The organism is Bacteroides congonensis (genome assembly GCF_900130125.1).
Taxonomy (GTDB): Bacteria; Bacteroidota; Bacteroidia; order Bacteroidales; family Bacteroidaceae; genus Bacteroides; species Bacteroides congonensis.
This window is the reverse complement of record NZ_FQXY01000010.1, coordinates 1,034,169-1,052,102: the sequence shown is the minus strand read 5'-3', so window position 1 is coordinate 1,052,102 and position 17,934 is coordinate 1,034,169. Positions and strand designations below refer to the sequence as shown.

Below are 17,934 nucleotides of genomic sequence, written 5' to 3'. Positions count from 1 at the left end.
TTTTAAAATACGTTTATTTATCTATTTGTTTAATCTCTCCTACTGTCAGGAAGATGGAGCACAGCGATAGCGGCACCAAAGCTCCCAACAGGCTGAATAATAATATCCAATTCGTAATATAACTGGCAAAAAGGATTGCCAGAATAGTGCCCAATACGGCCGAAGCGCCACCCAGTCCTGCCAGTGAACCGACAGACTTGCCGCTGTGCAAATCGCTCGGAATGGTCTGCAAGTTCGTCATGAAAAACTGGAAGCCTCCCAATACCAAAGCCATAAAGATGATGGCAACCGGAGCGGTAGTCGACATGATAGCCGCCAGAATGGACGGGATGATGATAATCCCGCCAATCAGCATAGCCGCCTTGCGGGCATAGTTCACCGTATGTCCCCGATTTATCAGCCAACCGGAATACCAGCCGCCGGCAATACTTCCCAATGCCGCACCTACATACGGAACCCAGGCGGAGAATGCCACTTCCTTAATATTCAGATGGAATACATCTGCCAGATAAAGCGGCAGGAACGTCACGAACATCCACCAGATAGGATCGAGGAAGAATCGTCCTAAAATAACAGACCAGTTCTTCTTCACCCGGAGCAGTTCGCCCCAGCTCTTTCCTTTTTCTTCTGTCTTCAGTTCCTTTTCAGGCTGACCGCTCAAGATATAAGTCCGTTCTTCTTCTGTAATCCAAGGATGTTTCTTCGGGCCTTCCTTGTTGATAATCAACCAGGGAATCAACCAAATCAATCCTAATCCGCCGACTACAATAAAAGTCAGTTTCCAGCCGAAGGCAATGAACAGCATCAGGATAATAATCGGTGCAAGGATAGAGCCGATGGAAGCCGCCGCCCCGAACAATCCCTGTGCAAAGGCACGTTCTTTCTGCGGGAACCATTCGGCGTTGCTTTTCGTCGTACCGGGCCACGGGCCGGCTTCACCCAGTCCGAGCATCATCCGGAAGAAGGTCAGCGAGAAGATTCCCCGTGAAAGAGATGCCAATGCATCCGCCGTACCCCAGACGAGTACGCTCCAGAAGAAACCTTTCCGGCACCCAATCCTGTCATACAGTTTTCCGGAGACAAGCTGACTGATACCGTAGGCTATCATAAAGAAGATAGTTATCAGACCGAGAATATCTTTCGCTTTCTGCGAAGCGTCAGGGTCATTGCGGTCTATCAGTCCGAGGTCGATGGCGATACCTTCACGATTGGTCACGAACGTAACGCCGTTTTTCTCTTTCATCTGCACGTTGGCTACGCTGACAGAATCCTTATTACCGTTTGCGGCTGTCAGGATATACTGCTCTCCTGCCAGAACGGCATGATTACCTTTGTCTGCCGGTGCATCCGCTTCGGGAATCAGACGATAGTCGATATTAGCCACCCACATATAGTTGAGCGTACCTCTATCCAGATAGTTGATAATGGTTATCAGCATGATTAATCCGATAACCATCCATCGGAGTCCTTTTACCTTCATACTTTTATAAGTTTAAGAAGTCTGCACGCACAGGGCTGAATGTATCAATCAGGATACCGGCTTCGAGACAAACACATCCGTGCAGCTCATCGGGGGCTACATAATAACCGTCGCCGGCAGAAAGGATTTCTTTCTTGTCGCCGATGGTTAGTTCGAACTTGCCGCTCACCACATAAGTTGCCTGACTGTGGTAATGCTCGTGCATACTTCCTATCGCACCTTTGTCAAATTTTACTTTGACCATCATCAACTGACCGTCATAGGCCATTATCTGACGATTCACACCCGGAGCAGGGTTTTCCCACTTCAAATCTTTCTCAAACTGAAAAGTTTCACTACATGTTTTCATACTTTTGTCTATTAATGGTTTGTTTATTTCATAAATATTCCGCAACGGCCGTTCCATGTATAATTAAGACCGTCGATGCTCAGATTATGTTTCTTCTCTTTACTATTATCTGTATTGCTAAGGCAAAGCATTACAAAATGTCCACCTTTATATATAGCCTTTACAACTGTATAGGAAGCTGTATCCATCACTACTTTTACTTCTTCGCAAGAGGAAGTCAGGTTACTGGAAGTTTCCCTTACTACGTCATATTCTCCATGAGTTTCGATGGAAGTGGCGAATGTATGGTTCTTCCGTGCTTTTTCCCTTATCAGGAAGGCAGTCTCGTTTCTCAGATTAAAGTCCGGGTCATTAGCTCCCAGGCGAAGCATTTTCATCTCTGTCTGCGGAGTGGTCGCCGTACTGATAGTATAGAAACGATTCTTATTAACGAAGGTGAAGCTCGATGTATTCTTGTTCTCATTCTGTCCCCAAGCTTCCAGCCAAAGATGCTGATAGCCATCCTTTGTTCCAAGAGTTTTCAGTTCGTTACCGGCTTTGGTATAGGGGAAGTTCAGAGAGACGAAATGTCCGTTATACCATAAAGGGTAATCGTATTGGTGCTCTTTGTCCGCATTTGCTTGCAGTACATCCAGGATTAACGGGAATTGCAGGAAAGGAGTAGTCACGTAAGCCAGTGTACGTTTCATCTCCACTCCGGGATAGGCATTGGTGTCTTTTGCCACCATTACCTGAAAATGTCCGCTGTTGAAATCATGGTAGATGATGTCCGAGTGATAACGGGAAGAGATTTTCATATCTCCGGCAAAGTTGGATGTTTCATCTACAACCAAAGTATTGTGCGCAATAGTCTGTTTGGCAAACGATTGGTTTTCACGGGTATAATGTCCTTTGTACTTGGCTTCGATGTTCAGGAAGCGGGAAGCGCCGTAGTCTGGCAAAATCTCGTTTCCATTGTCGTAATAAGCCATTGTTAGTTTATCAAAATGCCCGTGGCTCAAGCCGTGTGAGGTAGCTTTCAGTGTCAAAGCACTATTCAGATTAGAGTCTGTAGAGCGGATTACGGCTATGCCGCCTTCATCCCCCTTGCGTCCGTCACGAAATACACTACTGCGATAAATAATCGGAGTAGCTTCCCCGCAGGCAATATCACGGGCTACCTTGAAGCCACCGATAGTAGGAAGATAAGTATGCTGGTACTTATTTGCAACGGACAATAATGATTTGTCCGAAGGATTGACGTTATACAATATGTCTACCGCATATACCAGTTCCTGTGCGGAAAGCCCTTTCAGCAAGGCATCATTAATATGAAAGAATTCGCCTTCATAAGAAAGTTGTACCAATGTGGAGAGGGCTTTTGAAAGAATGTTGTCCCGGTAGTTGAAGATTTTCAAGTCCGGCAGTTTGTTTTCGATGCATTGGGCGAAGATGACGAAAGGCCAAATGGCATAACGTTGATAGTAGGCTCCTTCCGTGAAGTAACCGTCGGGAGAGAACAGGTAATCCATCTGGCGGATAAAGCCGCCTCGTTTACCTGTTTCGTCAGAGCCGTAAAGTGCTTTCTTTACGTAGTCTTCACGGTTCATCGCAAAGCCAATCATGCCAACGGCGGCCGTAGCCCATGTGGCATGGTTGTGCATTTTATTGAAAGTCTTGTTATTTGCATGGTTGTCCTCCATACCGTCCATGATGAAGTCCGCCATCGGAACAAACAGGTTCTTCTCGATAGTGGAACGCTGTTTGGGTGAAAGTGTGTTATAGATACAGTCATAAGCGACCGCTGTATGTACCAGCCATACACTTTCATTCAGCGTCTGCCAAAACAGACGTCCCGGAACAGGGGAAAGTTGTAAGGGGTGGAAACCCAAAGTGGGATATAGTTTTGCATAGGCTTCCAACATATCAGCTACGTAAGCGGCATATTTCTTATCACCGGTCAGTTGATAGGCAACTCCGCAATGGAACATCGCATAATAATTGGATTTATGCTGTTCGTGTACCACGCCCCCGCCGCCGTCTATCGGAACCGGCACGGAGACAGGATAGTTTATTGCCGCATCGGCTGCGGTCAACACTTCCGAAAGAGATTTGTCGAATGCGGGTACCGTCCCCTTTCCTGCCCTAATCTCGTTCACTTCTTCCTGTGTGAAAAGAAGGGACGGATGTTGGGCAAATGAAAAGAGGCATCCACCTAAAACCATGAATATGCAAATAATAAGTTTTCTCATCTTATGTTCATAATAAATATATGTAATAAATCCAGGCACGGATTACGCAGATTACACGGTTTTTGGACTGATGGTTGGCATAAAGCAACCGTGAAATCCGTGTAATCCGTGCCTGATAATACTAGTTCAGACCGATAGAAAGTCTTTCCAGTTCGCTACCCTTCACCGGAGTATAATCGTATGCTTCGGCATTGATATAGGCGGGACGGATATTGTACATCTTTCCCTGTATGGCTTGAGAAGTGGTAGTCATCATTCTACCGGAGTTCCACAGATTACAGTTTGCAATGCGTACTTTCTCCCAAGTCGCCTCATCCAGACGGATAGTTGCCCCACCGCGTCCGCTATTATCAAAGTTACAGTTTTCCACTGTCAGCACTTGCGGGCCAATCAGACGCATGACGCTTCCACGCTCCTTGTTGCAGCAGTCTACAAAGGTACAATGCCTGATAGTTATATAAGGGCCTGCCGTACTTTCATCACTTCCACCGCGATAAATATTAATAGGTAAACCCAACAAGCGGTAGAAAGAGCAGTTCTCAATCAACATATCATCAGCGTTATAGCGGCCTATATCGTCTTTCTCTGCTGCATAGTTGATAGCATCTCCTGACAAATCACGGAAGAAGCAGTTTCTGATAGTAACGCTTTTGGCAAAAGTAGCTTTTGTTCCTTTAATGGCAAAGAATCCGCCTTCTCCAAAATTTTGGAATTCGCAGCCGTCTACTGTCAGTGTATAAGGCTGTATCATATCAAAGGCAGTAGAAATTCCTGCTTTAGCCAGTGCTTTTCCGGGCTCCAGAACTCCATCGAATGTAATATTCTCAATGACCAGTTCGCCACCATCGGCAATAGTTACCATATTATCCGGCTTATCTCCGTTGAAACGGACAATCGGCTTATTGGCTGCATCAGCAGCACGGATTGTCAACGGTTTATCAACGAGCATAGCACATTGGATAGGATATGTGCCTTTCGCCAGAATAATGATACCGCCCGGTGCTGCCGACTGAATGACTTCAGACAGGTTCGTTCCCGGAGATACATTATATTCTTTATGGTCATTGGCTATGGATTGTGATACCTGGTTTTTAAACCATGAAGCACCTTTGTCCTTACGTATCACAGCATCATCGGGCAACTGGGGAGTTTTCACTTTTTCCGTAGTGAATCCCGGTGCTGAGTAATTCTTGCCCAATTGCACTTTGTTACCTTTGAACCGGATACCCGATACGTCGTCAACGGCTATATAAGGTTGGTCGAGTTCTTTATTGATGATGATATTATCCGTGAATGAGACTTTTTCAGGTGCAAGAGTACGTTCCATATCCTTGCCTGTACCAAACTCTATATTCGTGCAATCTACGAATGTGTTACGGTACATCTTGACATCAACAACTTGACAATATCTGTTAGGTAACGAATTGGGTACAGCGTCCATGACTCCCAAAGCGGAGAAAAAGCGGGTGCCTGCCAATCCGACCAATACATTATCGTACACCTGATGTCCGGCATCAACTATGCGGATACCGCCTGTATTACGACGCCCGTTACCGATAAACAGATTGTCATTCACCGTATTACGGACACCATGGCGCAAAGCTACCACTCCTTCACATTCCAACAGCGTGTTGTTGCGGATGATGTTGTCACTGGACTTGATAGAGATTACTTCCACTTCACCGGAGCAACGTTCGAACAGGTTATTTTCAATGATTGTATTTGAGGAGCTATAAGCCTGTTGAGAAGTTCCCACACGCATTGTCTCGGCTCCGTTCGAACCATATACAGGTCTTTCACCAAAATAATTATGGTCAATCAGGTGATGATTTTCCAGACAACGTTCGTCGTTGAGGATGACAATCAATGTCACCCCCAAGTTAAGTTTTCCTGTCAACGAACAATGGTCTACTCTGTTGTGACGACCATAAAGCAATATATAGCTGTAAGCCTGGTCTCGGCGGGACGGATTGAATTTGTCTATCACACAATTCGTCAGGCGGCAGTGATTGGCCAGTTCCTGTCCGTTACGGAATTCTATTACAGAACCTTTGGGAGCGTAGCCGTCAGTGAAATGTAATCCGCTGACAGACATCCATTCGCCTGCTATCCGCAAGGTAGAGCCACCTTCTATCTTTACCTTTCCGGGGTTCAGAGCTTCTATGGTGATAGGAGCTTTTTCGGTTCCTTTACCCATCCACTTCAACTGCATGTCTTTGTACTGACCGTCCTTGATGTAGATCTGGTCACCCGGTTGCGCAGTTTTTAAGCAGGAAGCTACTTCGGGAAGCGTTACGTCATATCTTTTTGCAAAAGAGACTGACGATAGCCCGATGAACAGGAGCGATATAATTGCCTTATGTATATTTCGTGTCATCATTAATTATTGAACTTTTGAGTAATCGTAATCTTGTTTCTGCCAGTACATATCAAAGGTAATAGAACTTGCGGAAGGGTCTTTTTCCGTACCTTCTTTCATCTTGAAATCAGCACTCTTGATATACATCAGCCCTATACGCTTCACATCCCTAACCGGATTCTTATCAGCTGCCTTATTGTCATATCCTTTCACATTGTAATAGAATACCAGGAACACAGCATCAATTGTCACATTAGTTTTCTCCACACCTGCTTCAAATTTATCTTTTGCCCAAGCATCAGTAGTAGGTGCAGCACTCACTGACGGTTTAATGCCGGCGCATGTTTTCTTTTCTACATCAAGCGGGAAAGTTATTTCATCAATCTTTTTGATATTGCCAGCTTTCACATTATTGACCAGCTCCGCACAATCCGGGTTAGTCTCCGGATCCAAATATGCAAATGATAATGCAGGGGTGCCATAATAGCTGCTTCCCCCCGTAATGGAAGCCTTACCAGAAGTTTTAAAATTCTTCAACTGCCCGTTAGAGTTCGCCGGACTATTGATAGCTAAATTGAATTTAGAAGATGAGCCGGAAATGAAAAAATAAGGATTTACAGAATTATAGTCTGTTTCGGACACAACCGGAATATTCGCTGTCTTACAAGTATTCTTTCCCGCAGCAGCAATAATATCCACTTCCTGGCTCCATACATCATTAGAATAAACCCGTCCTGTTTCCGGTGAGAAGAATGCAGAAGTCTCTCCAGCCTGTGCATGAATAGTCCTGTTCTCCCAATAATATACAAAAGCCACCCTTACAATAAATTCGTCCGTTAATGTCGGTGTCTCACGACCGTCAAAATAAGAAATCTTCAACGGTAGTATATTATCACCGTTCTTAAAGCTATCAGATGTGGGAACAACAAACTTTAATTCAGTTTCAGTCTGCAACGTAATAGTACACTCAATATCACCTAACAGCACTTTATCAATCTTATTAAGATATGCTCCCTCCAGCACTACCATATCTCCCACGTTGGCTGGTTCAAACACAGTAGTCGTAACCTCCGGCTGATAACGTTTCACCGTGAACTTGGGTGCGGACGAACTTGACGTCTCCACTTCCTCTGTACCATTAAAATACTTGAATGTTACAATAGCCTTGTCACTTTCCACATAAGGAACCTTCACTACTATCTCATTCTCACTTTGTGAGATGATCTCCGCCTCATTTCCCTCTGTCCCGCCTTCGGCAGTGAAAAGAACAGCACTCACCACATTCATGGAACTACCGGAGAGCAACAAATTATTGCCCATTTCAACTTCCGAGGGCATTCCGGCCTGTGAAACGACAGGAGCCGGATATTCAAGGGTAAAATCTCCTTCGGACACACCCTCACCTATCGAATTTACCAATACAATTTTACCACTGCGTGCCTGATTTGTCACTTTCAAAGACAAACGCCGGTTGGACACTTTCTGTAGGATAACGGCTTTTCCACCACCGATAGTAGCACTTACCACATCATCCAAATATTCTCCGGTAACAACAATCTCACTACCTATGCTTCCACTCTCGGGCGAGAAAGAAAGGATTTCCGGTGAACTAACCGCCACATCCTTCATCGATGTAGAATCACAACCACACAAAAAGAATAAACAGACAAACAATGATGCCAGACTCCATTTTCTATATTGTTTCATATTCGTAAGCATTTAAAAGATTAATAACCCGTGTTCTGTGCTATCTCTGGATTAATGTCAATCACACTCACCGGAATAGGCAGAAATGTTTGCCAATCTTCTATATCATTCACCGTATAAGAATATTCCGTATAAAGAAGTTCGCTGTTCAAGTAGTTGTTTACTGTCTGAGTAGCGATACCCCAACGAAGAAGATCAAACCAGCGCTGGTTCTCAAAAGCCAGTTCAAGCCTGCGCTCATTACGTACAGCCTTTCTAAAATCATAAAGACCAGGCAGGTCGGTCAATGTATACGTAGAAACACCGGCACGTTCACAAACCATATTCAAATACTTTAGATTGTCTGCCGAAGGCCCCGAGATTTCATTTGTCAATTCAGCATAAAGTAAAGCAATATCAGCCACACGAATCACAGGCCAGTCACTTTCGCCATCATACTGTGTAGTTACAGGATTTACATACTTCTTACAGTAACGGCAATTACCTTCCGTCACCCACGTCTGAGTAGTTGTATTGAAATATTTCTGGGCGATATTCACATCCAGACGTTTATCAGCCCCCGCACCTCTTTGCTCGTAAGCTGCAATAATATTGTCAGTAGGAGTATTATAACCGGAAGAAGTACCGATAATCACATTTGCACCATTATTGACCGGAGCAAACATATTGCCGAACGGCGAACCGATACCGGCATTTCCCGAAAGGTAACGAACCGCAAAGATTATCTCCTTATTCATCTCATTGCCAATATCAAAAACCTTATCATAAGCCACAAGATCACTACCCGACTGCGGATTTCCCACAGATTCACTTTCGAGTACTTCCTTACACAGTCGGGCGGCACGGGCATATTTCTCGTCACCCGCCCGGTAGTGCGTAGCATATACCTTGGCAAGCAACGCTTTTGCCGCGTTCAGGTCAGCACGTCCCAAGTCACCGTCCGCCATCTTGCGGGGCAACAGTTCATTATTGACAATATTCTCCAAATCTCCTTCGATAAGGGCATATACTTCATCCACCGTAGAGCGTTGCATATCACGGGCCACTTCAGAAGGAACCTTGGAAGTAACGATAAATACCGGCCCCCATAAACGAACCAGATTGAAATACTCCAATGAACGAAGAAAAAGCACTTCTCCCTCATATTGGTTCCGCAATGTCTCGTCCGTCACCACATCAAGGTAAGATATAACATTGTTTACCCGTGCAATTGTGGCATAACAGGCATTCCAGTACGTTTCCACCCATTCGTTTTCCGGTACGATAGTACCTTGGTCGAGCTGTTCCACCAGTCGTGTGGTATTCGAAGAAGAACCTGCAGCATACATACGTCCGTTATCCGAGCGCAATTCTGTCATGGCCCATTCGTAATACATCACATCATGCAGGGAATTATAACAACCCAGCACCAGATTATTTACCGACGAAGCATCCTTCACATACTTATCTGCCGCCACTTCCGAATAAGGATATTGATCCAAATCACAAGCAGAAAATACCATGACGATTAACAATAATCCTATATAATTTATTTTTTTCATCGTTTTCCTCCATTAAAAATTAATATCAAAACCGGCAGAAATGGTAGAAGTCAACGGGAACCCACCACGCTGATACCCCGAAATCATTGCACTGGAATAATTACCGGATGTTATACGCGACTCCGGATTAATGCCTTTGTAGCCACTTCCCCAAATATAGAGCAAGTTACTGCCCGACACATAAAAACGCACACCTGATAACTTAATCTTACGGGCAGCAGTTGCCGGCAAGGTATATCCCACTGTAAAGTTACGCAGACAAGCATAAGAAGCATTTTGCAAAGGATAATCAGTAAGCATGAGGTCATGTCCCGTTTTCACATTCTGATAAGGCGTTTTTCCATCACCCGGATGTTCTGCACTTACCCAGCGGTTCTTTGTGTACTTCTTGTTCCACTTCTTTGTTTCATTATAATATACATCACCATTAAGCACTGTGATGCCCTGTACACCCTGAATAAGGAATGAGATGTCGAAATCTTTAATTTGGAAAGTATTGGTGATGCCCCATGTGAAATCCGGGTAAGGAGTGCCCAACGCAACCCGGTCTTCAGGAGTCAAAGAACCGTCATTATTGGTATCGACAATGCGTATCCCTCCCGGTGCGTCGTCTGAAAAATGAGGATTAGCTGCAATCTCTTCCGCACTATTCCATACACCACACGTTTTGTATCCATAAAATTGAATCAACGGCTCACCCACTTTAGCAAGATAACCCTCATTTCTTTCACCCAAAGAAATCATTTGTTGTTCACCGCCTAACTCCAATAATTTATTACGCGAAAGTGAGAAATTTATATTAGTATCCCATGAAAACTTACGGCTTTTCATATTATGCGTATCAAGCTGGATTTCCAAACCTGAGTTACGGACTTTTCCTATATTATTCCAATAGTGTGTGTAACCGGTAAACGATTGCGTCGGTTGTTCGAACAATAACGCACGTGTCACTGAATAGTAAGCATCTATCGCCAGATTGATACGGTTGTTGAAAAGTCCCAAATCCAGACCATAGTTAAACTCATCAGTCTGCTCCCATGTAATATTAGAATTAGCCAGCGAAGAAGAGATATTCGCAGAACCATTCACCAATGAACCCGTACCCTTACCGGTCACATAATTCGCACTGTTCAATACCTCGAGGGCTGCATTATAACTGATACGGTTATTTCCTGTCACACCATACGATGCACGAAGCTTCAAGTTAGAAATAGCCTTGATACCCTTCATGAATTTCTCTTCACTCACGCGCCAACCCAGTGATACGGAAGGGAACCAGGCATTACGGTTTCCTTTGGAAAAGAGCGATGAACGATCCAGACGCAAAGAGGTAGACAACAAATAACGCCCCAGATAACTATAATTGACACGTCCCAGATAAGATTCCAATACAACATCCGGATATCTGAAAGTTCCCGTACCCGCCGTATTTCCATTACCCTCACTAGCCAACTCGTAAACAGTGGCAGCATTCAAAGTATGAATGTCATCCGTAGCAAATCCCGTCGCAGCCATAGCCACCCGCTGATTCCGTGTCTTTTCTACAGTATATCCCAATAAAGCGTCAAGACTATGGTCTTTATTCTTTCCAAAGTCCAAATGGTAACTCAAGGTATTCTCACTCAACAAATCAATATAAAGTGCACTGGAATAAGTGGCACGGCTTGCTTCCTTGTCTTTCGTAGCGTCCTTATTTGCATAATAATAAGAAGGGGCAAAACGAACATTCAAGCCGTTGGATGTCTTAAACTGCAATCCTTTACAAAGATCAAGCGTGAGATACATGCTGGCCAATCCTTGCATAGTCTCGCTCCAACGGAAAGTATTAGTCATTACGCTCGCCGGATTATTATTGGCAGAGCTAAATGGAGACGATTTTTCCAATACCCGGTTACCGTCGGCATCCAACAACGGATTTCCATCGGCATCCACGGCAGTCGGTGTCATAATATTGTTAAAATGGCTACCTCTTGCAAATCCGGTATATCCGGTCAGGTCTGTGCTATATGCATTGTGATAGACCGGTAAAAAAGAGGGAGTACGATAGAAATCAATAAAGTTATTTTTCGGACGTTCCGTCTTGCTATATGTACCGGATATATTAACACCCACCGTAGCTATCTTTGAGAGTTTGGTATCCACTTTTGTACGGAAATTCAGTTTGTCCAGTGAATTGTTGAGCATCACCCCCTGGTCTTTAGTATAGGCTGCTGAAATAAAATATTTCGTCTCTTTGCGTCCACCGGAAACACTCATCTGCACATTCGTGATACCTGCCATATCACGCAAGCCCTCTTTCTGCCAGTCGGTAGTCCCCATCTGGCTTTCCAAATAAGCAGCCCCGCGAGCAGCACTCGGAACTTTCGGCCCACCTAAGGCAGCTTCTTCTTCCAATAAGCCCAACCATTCGGAAGAAGTCATCATATCATGCAACTGATAAGCGTATTTAAATCCCTGATAGAACTTAAAAGAATATTTCGGCTTGTCCGGCGTACCGCTTTTTGTAGTCACCATAATCACTCCATTGGCAGCGCGCGACCCGTAAATGGCAGCCGAAGCCGCATCTTTCAAAATTTCAATAGACTTCACATCCGCAGCATTGATAGACGACAAACCACCGGATACGGGAAATCCATCTATGATAACCAACGGTTCACTATCTGCGGAAATGGAACCCGTACCGCGTACCCGGATAGAAGGAGTCACACCCACTTCCGATGTCTCATTAGAAACCGTCAATCCAGTCATAGCACCTTGCAAGGCAGTAGTGACATCACTCACCGGAGCATTAATCAGTTTCTCACCTTCCAACTTTGAAATCGAACCCGTCAAATGAGATTTCGCCTGTGTACCGTAACCGATTACCACAACATCATCCAACATTTTCGAATCTTCTTCCAACGTCACATTCACAACTGTGCGTTTACCAACCGCTTCCGCCTTATCAACATAACCGATATACGAATAAACCAGAATCGTCTTGGAATTAGGAACTTTAATGGAGTATTTACCTTCAGCGTCCGTCACAGTACCGGTAGGAACGGCAGCATCTTTCACTGTCACCGAAGCTCCAATCAACGGACCCTGTTCATCTATCACCTTACCAGTAACTACATGCTGGGAGTAAACGTTCAATGCTCCTACCAACAACAGGAACATCATCACGACTTTTTTAAAAATACAGGAGTTGTTCATAGATTAGTGTTTTAATTTCTGTGACAAACGTAACGATTAAAATTGGTAAACCAAAATTTTGGTCTACCAATTAATATTTATTAATAATTCGACATAAACAGCTTATAAATAACACGTTACGCGTACCTCTATATAAAAGGGCAGGAGAATATTTTTACTAGAAAGCTTTACTTTGAAAGATAATATTCGTACTTTTACAGCCGAAACGGAAAAGGTCATCTTTTTAAAATATTTATATCTTATGAAAGACGAAATCAATTCGCAGCCAGTTAAGCATGTAATAGAACACATAAAAAAACAAATATCAGAACGTCAGATTTTACCGGGAGAGCGTCTCCCTTCTGAGCGTAAATTATCCGAACTTTTGAAAGTCAGTCGGTCACATGTTCGCGAGGCATTGCAGAAACTGGAATTATACGGTATTGTAAAAACATATCCTCAGAGTGGAACAGTGGTATCCGAATTCTCCAAAGACCAGTTGGATACTATGATTACCGATGCATTGAAAATCAGCAGATATGATTTTTCAAGCTTGGTTTATGTACGTGTACTTCTGGAAATAGAGGTCTGCAAATTATGCGCAGTAAACCGCACAGAAGAGGATTTGAAGAATATAGAAAACACGCTTGTCGAACTGGAAGAAAAGTTTGATACAGACCTTCGTGTCGAAAAAGATTTTGCCTTTCACCAGGCCATTGCGCAAGGCGGACATAATCCGGTTATCAGTTCACTCCTGCTTATTATCACTCCTGATATTTTAAAATATTATCAAAAATACAAAGTTTGTGCCGTTCCTCAAAAAACGGTTCATGCGGAACATAGGGAAATGCTACAGAAGATAAAAGATAGAGACAAAGAAGGAATGAAAGAACTGGTGCTCCGCCACTTGGCCAATCTGATTGATTTTGCTAAAATGTCCGCGAAAGGCGATATCCCGGAATTCGAATACGGACATATCTAGGATACGTAAAAGAATAGATTTAATTAGTTGTATGCAAGAAACTATCCAGTCTCTTGTATACAACTAATTTCGTTTATATATAAAATTAATCGTCTGACAGTTGTAACTCTTTCGTCTGACAGTTGTCAGACGAAAAGTCAACAGTAGTCAGACGAAAGTTCAACAGTAGTCAGACGAATAAATTTATTCGATTGAAGAGTTAGTTTTATACATACGGAAGATTAATTGATAGTGGTCGGGCAATTAATCTTATTTGATAAGATAAGTAGCCACTACCGGATAATGGTCTGATTCCTTATCCGCCCAATAACAGACATTGTATGCTTTCACCGTAAAAGCTTCTTTTGACGCATAAATCAGCCAGTCGCATGCATAAGTCGGATTTGGAACGGGGACTGTCCACGGGGCATCGTCACTCAAACAGTTTACAGTGAAATACTTTTGAAAGGCAGCCATGGTAGCAGAGCCACGGCGGGAATTCAAATCTCCCCCCAAAATAACAGGTTTATCCAGTAACTCCACGCACGCAAGGATTTCATCAACCTGTTTCAGACGGGCAGCGTCTTCGTATTTATGATCCAGATGTGTCGTAGCAAAATAGAATTCTTTGCCTTCTTTCGACACTTTCACATAACCGAAAGAACGGACATAATCACCTTCTTTCAGTACACTCAACTTACAACTCTTTTCCTCGGAAACCGGATATTTGGAAAGAATCACATTTCCGTAATCTCCGCCGGTCGGAATATCGAGCGCATGGGCAAAATAATAATATTTCATCCCCGTTAGTTCCGACAGTTTCTTCGGAGTATCCCAAGGGTTAATCTCCGTGTTTCTTTCTATTTCCTGAAGTGAAACGATATCCGGGTTCTCTTTCTTAATAACTTCGGCTATCTTATCAATCCCTTGTTTACGACCGCTATAAGTGTTGTAAGTCATAGCTTTTACTGTGACCTCTTTCGGTTTCGTCACGGGTTTCTGTGCTGTCAGAGATTGCGACAAGCAACACAGCAGAAACAAGGAAATACATATTCTAAAATTCATATACAACCAATTAATAAGTAAATGTTATCCTGAAAAACAATCTTTCCTACCTGATATAAAATTAATCCTTTTCTATCTTACGAATCTTATGATTCCAATAATCTGAAACGTACAATGCTCCGTCCGAGCCAAACTGCACACCTTCCGGATGGTTGAATTGCGCTTTATCCAACGGGCCGTCTGTCGTACCGGAAGTCCCCGTACCTGTGTAGTTTGTCAACATTCCATCAGGGGTAATTTTCGCTATACGATGTTTTTTACGGACTGCTACATAAATATTTCCCTCTTCATCCAAATCCATCTGGCAAGGCTCTTCCAGTTTGGCTTCATTTCCCTGACCTTCTGTAAAACCTGCTTTCTCGTACTGCCCTACCCAAACACGGAGATTAGAAAACTCGCCTGTCGACATATCGTAATCCCCCTTATAAATCACATCTTTTTCCTGTGAACTCATATACACGGTAGTTCCTGCCTTATCAAAAAGAATACAGCGGATTTTCACTTTCGCCGCATTTTTACCTGCTGCATCGGGAAGTTGCACGCCGGTTGCCACCATCGTATTCTGCTCCGGGTCATATTTGTAAATCATGGCATTTCCATGAGCTACGGAGAAGACCTCTCCTGTGACAGGATGTACACCTACATTGGTGACACCATTGCCCAAAGAAGAAGTGACTGACCATATCGCAGCCAGATTGCCGGTATCATACTGATGCGTATCATTACTCCATGGCATTGTTGCAATATGTGCATTGCCAGAAGCGTTGGCATCATTGGACAAAAATAAAGTATTGCCATCCGATGAGAAAGCGATATTCATCATCCTGAATACGGTTCCGCCGGTTCCATCACCACGTAAGAAAGTAGCGACCTGATTATTTTTCGCAATACGGACATCACGGTCATCATCTTCCACGATATACAAAGCACCTTCCTTATCGAAAGCAATAGAACCCGGTTTCCAAAGAACCGCTTCCATGAGAGTCCCCTCTTTCTTTTCCGTTTTTGCGGCAGGAACATAACTGCCGATATATGTACTCACAATAGGAGACTGAGAATACTCGAACTCCGTTTTATAGGTCAGTTCCTGCGCAGCTTCCCCCTGACCGATATATACTTTCACCAGACCGGAACCGGAACCTCTCTGTACATTGGCAGTAATAATATTCCCCAACGCACCCGTCACTTCGGCGTCCACCCCGTTGACTGTCACGCGGATATTATCCAAGTCCGTTCCAAAATGCGTACCGTACAAGGTCAGGCTTGTAGACTTTCCGCCTGATGTCGGCGTGTACATGGTAATTTGGGGAGCAACTTCACCTTCTCCGATTTCAGGCGTCATATCCTGCCGGTTCTCATCCTCACAAGCTACAAAGCCGATTGACGCAAACATCAGAGAATAGATAGAAAACCGTTTCAAACGATATATCAATGTTTTCATGTTTCTGTCTTTTTTTTAGGTTAATCGTTTATACTGAACGTAGCTACCACCGGGAAATGGTCTGATTCCACATAAGCATCATAATATACATCATAGGCCTTCGGAGTCATTCCTTCATCCGGAGTGTATAATACGAAGTCAATCGCTTTTACCGGAACAGGCGTTCCCGTTGTCAGCCCGTAGTTCCCGTTCAGGCAACCGATTTCAAAACGTTCATATAATATCTTCATCGGGCCGGAGTCAGCCAAGGCATTGAAATCACCAGTCAATATCATCGGCTTGTCCAAGCCTTTTGTCTTCTCGATAATGGTTGTAGTCTGGTTGATACGATTGGTTTCATTACCTACATGAGACAGATGAGTCACTCCGAAGTAGAAACTTTTCCCTTCTTTTTCTGTTTTCACTACGCCCATAGAACGCGGGTAGACATCTTCCACCGTCTCTATTCTCGGCAAATCATAGTTCACCCCGTCACTTATCGGATATTTCGAAAGAATCAGGTTACCGTATTCGCCACCGTCCACATCACGGGTTTTGACGAAGAAAGCATAAGGCATTCCCGTCACTTCTTTCATCAGGGCAATAATATCCGCTTTCTCCACCTTGTTGGTCTTCGTTTCAAACTCCTGTAAGCCCGCCAAATCCGGATTTATCTTTTTAATCACCTGAGCAATTGTCTCCATTCCTTTTTTCCCGGAATAAATTTTCTGCCCGCTGTATATATTGTAAGACATGACTTTTACCAATACTCCGTCCTTCTCATCGGGCGGGGTTATACCGTCATCGTCCGAACTGCAACCGGCGAACAAGCCGCTAATCAACAGTACGAGTAATACATAGAATTTATGTTTCATTGTTACCTTCTTTTTTATCGTTTATCTTATCTGATATCATTCACAGTTACTTCCACTACCCGGCTATAGTTCACGTACGGTTTGCTTTCCGCTGTCACCGTAGCCGCAACACGCACATATACCCTGTTCTTGTTAGAGACAATCTTATAGTGATTCTCTATAAATTCGGTATCACTCATCAGGTCGATGATGTGTGTCCCATTCGATTTTGTTCCGAGTGAAGAGAGGGTGGCATGGTTTGCATTGTTCATGTCCACTCCCGGAGCATAATTCCATATAACGGAGACATCCGTCAGTTTCAATGTCTCGTTCGATGTTTTCGCGTCATAGGTCAGTGTCAGCTTATTATCTGCCGATACAGCCACATCAAGACTGATACGCGAGAACGGGATTGTGTACAAATCAACCTGCGTTTGTCCGTTCACGGTGACATACTCTTCACATACCCCGACAAAAGGGCCATCCTTTGCCTGAATACGATAGTTGCCATTGAACACCTTCGTATGCTCAAACGTTCCATCCTGGCGGGCACGGAAATCGACAGAGGCGGTAGCCCCCGTATTCTGCTCGTACAAACTCATCATCACACCGCTACTTCCCGGCACAGGCATAGGAACCGGTTCATTCGTTTCCTTATCATAGATAGTGCCATACACGCCACCATTCGGTGCATCATAATTATCGATGTCATTTTCGCATGCCGCCACGAAACAGGCGAATAATGCAGTCAATCCTATGTTTATTATTTTATTCATATTGTTTCTTCTTTAAA

Annotated in this window: 12 protein-coding genes; 1 reads left to right on the top strand and 11 read right to left on the bottom strand. The window is 43.9% G+C overall.

Features of this window, described 5'->3' with window-relative positions; all coding sequences use genetic code 11:
• Window positions 1-13: 13 nt before the first annotated feature.
• The 7 genes from BQ7997_RS15320 to BQ7997_RS15290 form a co-directional block, all read right to left on the bottom strand.
• Entirely contained in the window at window positions 14-1,480 is a 1,467-nt protein-coding gene (locus tag BQ7997_RS15320; protein WP_073347108.1) for an MFS transporter, read from the bottom strand.
• Between the two features lie 4 nt (window positions 1,481-1,484).
• A complete protein-coding gene (locus BQ7997_RS15315) occupies window positions 1,485-1,829 on the bottom strand; it encodes a cupin domain-containing protein (protein ID WP_044654309.1) in 345 nt (114 codons plus the stop codon).
• A gap of 23 nt (window positions 1,830-1,852) precedes the next feature.
• On the bottom strand, window positions 1,853-4,060 hold the full coding sequence (locus BQ7997_RS15310; protein WP_073347461.1) for a heparinase II/III domain-containing protein: 2,208 nt from the start codon (window positions 4,058-4,060) through the stop codon (window positions 1,853-1,855).
• 121 nt (window positions 4,061-4,181) lie between these two features.
• Window positions 4,182-6,440, bottom strand: a complete 2,259-nt coding sequence (locus BQ7997_RS15305; RefSeq protein ID WP_073347107.1) for a chondroitinase-B domain-containing protein — start codon at window positions 6,438-6,440, stop codon at window positions 4,182-4,184.
• Between the two features lie 3 nt (window positions 6,441-6,443).
• Window positions 6,444-8,126, bottom strand: a complete 1,683-nt coding sequence (locus BQ7997_RS15300) for an IPT/TIG domain-containing protein (protein ID WP_073347460.1) — start codon at window positions 8,124-8,126, stop codon at window positions 6,444-6,446.
• Between the two features lie 20 nt (window positions 8,127-8,146).
• Complete coding sequence (locus BQ7997_RS15295) at window positions 8,147-9,667, bottom strand: RagB/SusD family nutrient uptake outer membrane protein (RefSeq protein ID WP_073347106.1); 1,521 nt, start codon at window positions 9,665-9,667, stop codon at window positions 8,147-8,149.
• Between the two features lie 12 nt (window positions 9,668-9,679).
• Window positions 9,680-12,862 (bottom strand): SusC/RagA family TonB-linked outer membrane protein, encoded by a 3,183-nt coding sequence (locus tag BQ7997_RS15290; protein WP_073347105.1) that lies wholly within the window; start codon window positions 12,860-12,862, stop codon window positions 9,680-9,682.
• A 241-nt stretch (window positions 12,863-13,103) separates the two neighbouring features.
• Here BQ7997_RS15290 and BQ7997_RS15285 point away from each other — a divergent pair, with 241 nt between their 5' ends.
• Window positions 13,104-13,823, top strand: a complete 720-nt coding sequence (locus BQ7997_RS15285; protein ID WP_008641360.1) for a FadR/GntR family transcriptional regulator — start codon at window positions 13,104-13,106, stop codon at window positions 13,821-13,823.
• A 249-nt stretch (window positions 13,824-14,072) separates the two neighbouring features.
• On the opposite strand, the gene BQ7997_RS15280 is transcribed toward BQ7997_RS15285, so the two are convergent.
• The 4 genes from BQ7997_RS15280 to BQ7997_RS15265 all read right to left on the bottom strand — a co-directional run bounded on the left by BQ7997_RS15280 (window position 14,073) and on the right by BQ7997_RS15265 (window position 17,917).
• Complete coding sequence (locus BQ7997_RS15280) at window positions 14,073-14,867, bottom strand: endonuclease/exonuclease/phosphatase family protein (protein WP_073347459.1); 795 nt, start codon at window positions 14,865-14,867, stop codon at window positions 14,073-14,075.
• A 61-nt stretch (window positions 14,868-14,928) separates the two neighbouring features.
• Window positions 14,929-16,308, bottom strand: a complete 1,380-nt coding sequence (locus BQ7997_RS15275; RefSeq protein ID WP_073347104.1) for an SMP-30/gluconolactonase/LRE family protein — start codon at window positions 16,306-16,308, stop codon at window positions 14,929-14,931.
• A 20-nt stretch (window positions 16,309-16,328) separates the two neighbouring features.
• The gene (locus tag BQ7997_RS15270; protein WP_022137553.1) at window positions 16,329-17,162 is read right to left on the bottom strand and encodes an endonuclease/exonuclease/phosphatase family protein; all 834 of its coding nucleotides are present in this window, start codon (window positions 17,160-17,162) and stop codon (window positions 16,329-16,331) included.
• A gap of 26 nt (window positions 17,163-17,188) precedes the next feature.
• A complete protein-coding gene (locus tag BQ7997_RS15265) occupies window positions 17,189-17,917 on the bottom strand; it encodes a DUF3823 domain-containing protein (RefSeq protein WP_073347103.1) in 729 nt (242 codons plus the stop codon).
• Between the last annotated feature and the right edge of the window lie 17 nt (window positions 17,918-17,934).

What these genes read in the sequence shown, in the direction of transcription:
- BQ7997_RS15320 (WP_073347108.1), bottom strand. Translation starts at nt 1,480, where the DNA reads ATGAAGGTAAAAGGACTCCGATGGATGGTTATCGGATTAATCATGCTG.
- BQ7997_RS15315 (WP_044654309.1), bottom strand. Translation starts at nt 1,829, where the DNA reads ATGAAAACATGTAGTGAAACTTTTCAGTTTGAGAAAGATTTGAAGTGG.
- BQ7997_RS15310 (WP_073347461.1), bottom strand. Translation starts at nt 4,060, where the DNA reads ATGAGAAAACTTATTATTTGCATATTCATGGTTTTAGGTGGATGCCTC.
- BQ7997_RS15305 (WP_073347107.1), bottom strand. Translation starts at nt 6,440, where the DNA reads ATGATGACACGAAATATACATAAGGCAATTATATCGCTCCTGTTCATC.
- BQ7997_RS15300 (WP_073347460.1), bottom strand. Translation starts at nt 8,126, where the DNA reads ATGAAACAATATAGAAAATGGAGTCTGGCATCATTGTTTGTCTGTTTA.
- BQ7997_RS15295 (WP_073347106.1), bottom strand. Translation starts at nt 9,667, where the DNA reads ATGAAAAAAATAAATTATATAGGATTATTGTTAATCGTCATGGTATTT.
- BQ7997_RS15290 (WP_073347105.1), bottom strand. Translation starts at nt 12,862, where the DNA reads ATGAACAACTCCTGTATTTTTAAAAAAGTCGTGATGATGTTCCTGTTG.
- BQ7997_RS15285 (WP_008641360.1), top strand. Translation starts at nt 13,104, where the DNA reads ATGAAAGACGAAATCAATTCGCAGCCAGTTAAGCATGTAATAGAACAC.
- BQ7997_RS15280 (WP_073347459.1), bottom strand. Translation starts at nt 14,867, where the DNA reads ATGAATTTTAGAATATGTATTTCCTTGTTTCTGCTGTGTTGCTTGTCG.
- BQ7997_RS15275 (WP_073347104.1), bottom strand. Translation starts at nt 16,308, where the DNA reads ATGAAAACATTGATATATCGTTTGAAACGGTTTTCTATCTATTCTCTG.
- BQ7997_RS15270 (WP_022137553.1), bottom strand. Translation starts at nt 17,162, where the DNA reads ATGAAACATAAATTCTATGTATTACTCGTACTGTTGATTAGCGGCTTG.
- BQ7997_RS15265 (WP_073347103.1), bottom strand. Translation starts at nt 17,917, where the DNA reads ATGAATAAAATAATAAACATAGGATTGACTGCATTATTCGCCTGTTTC.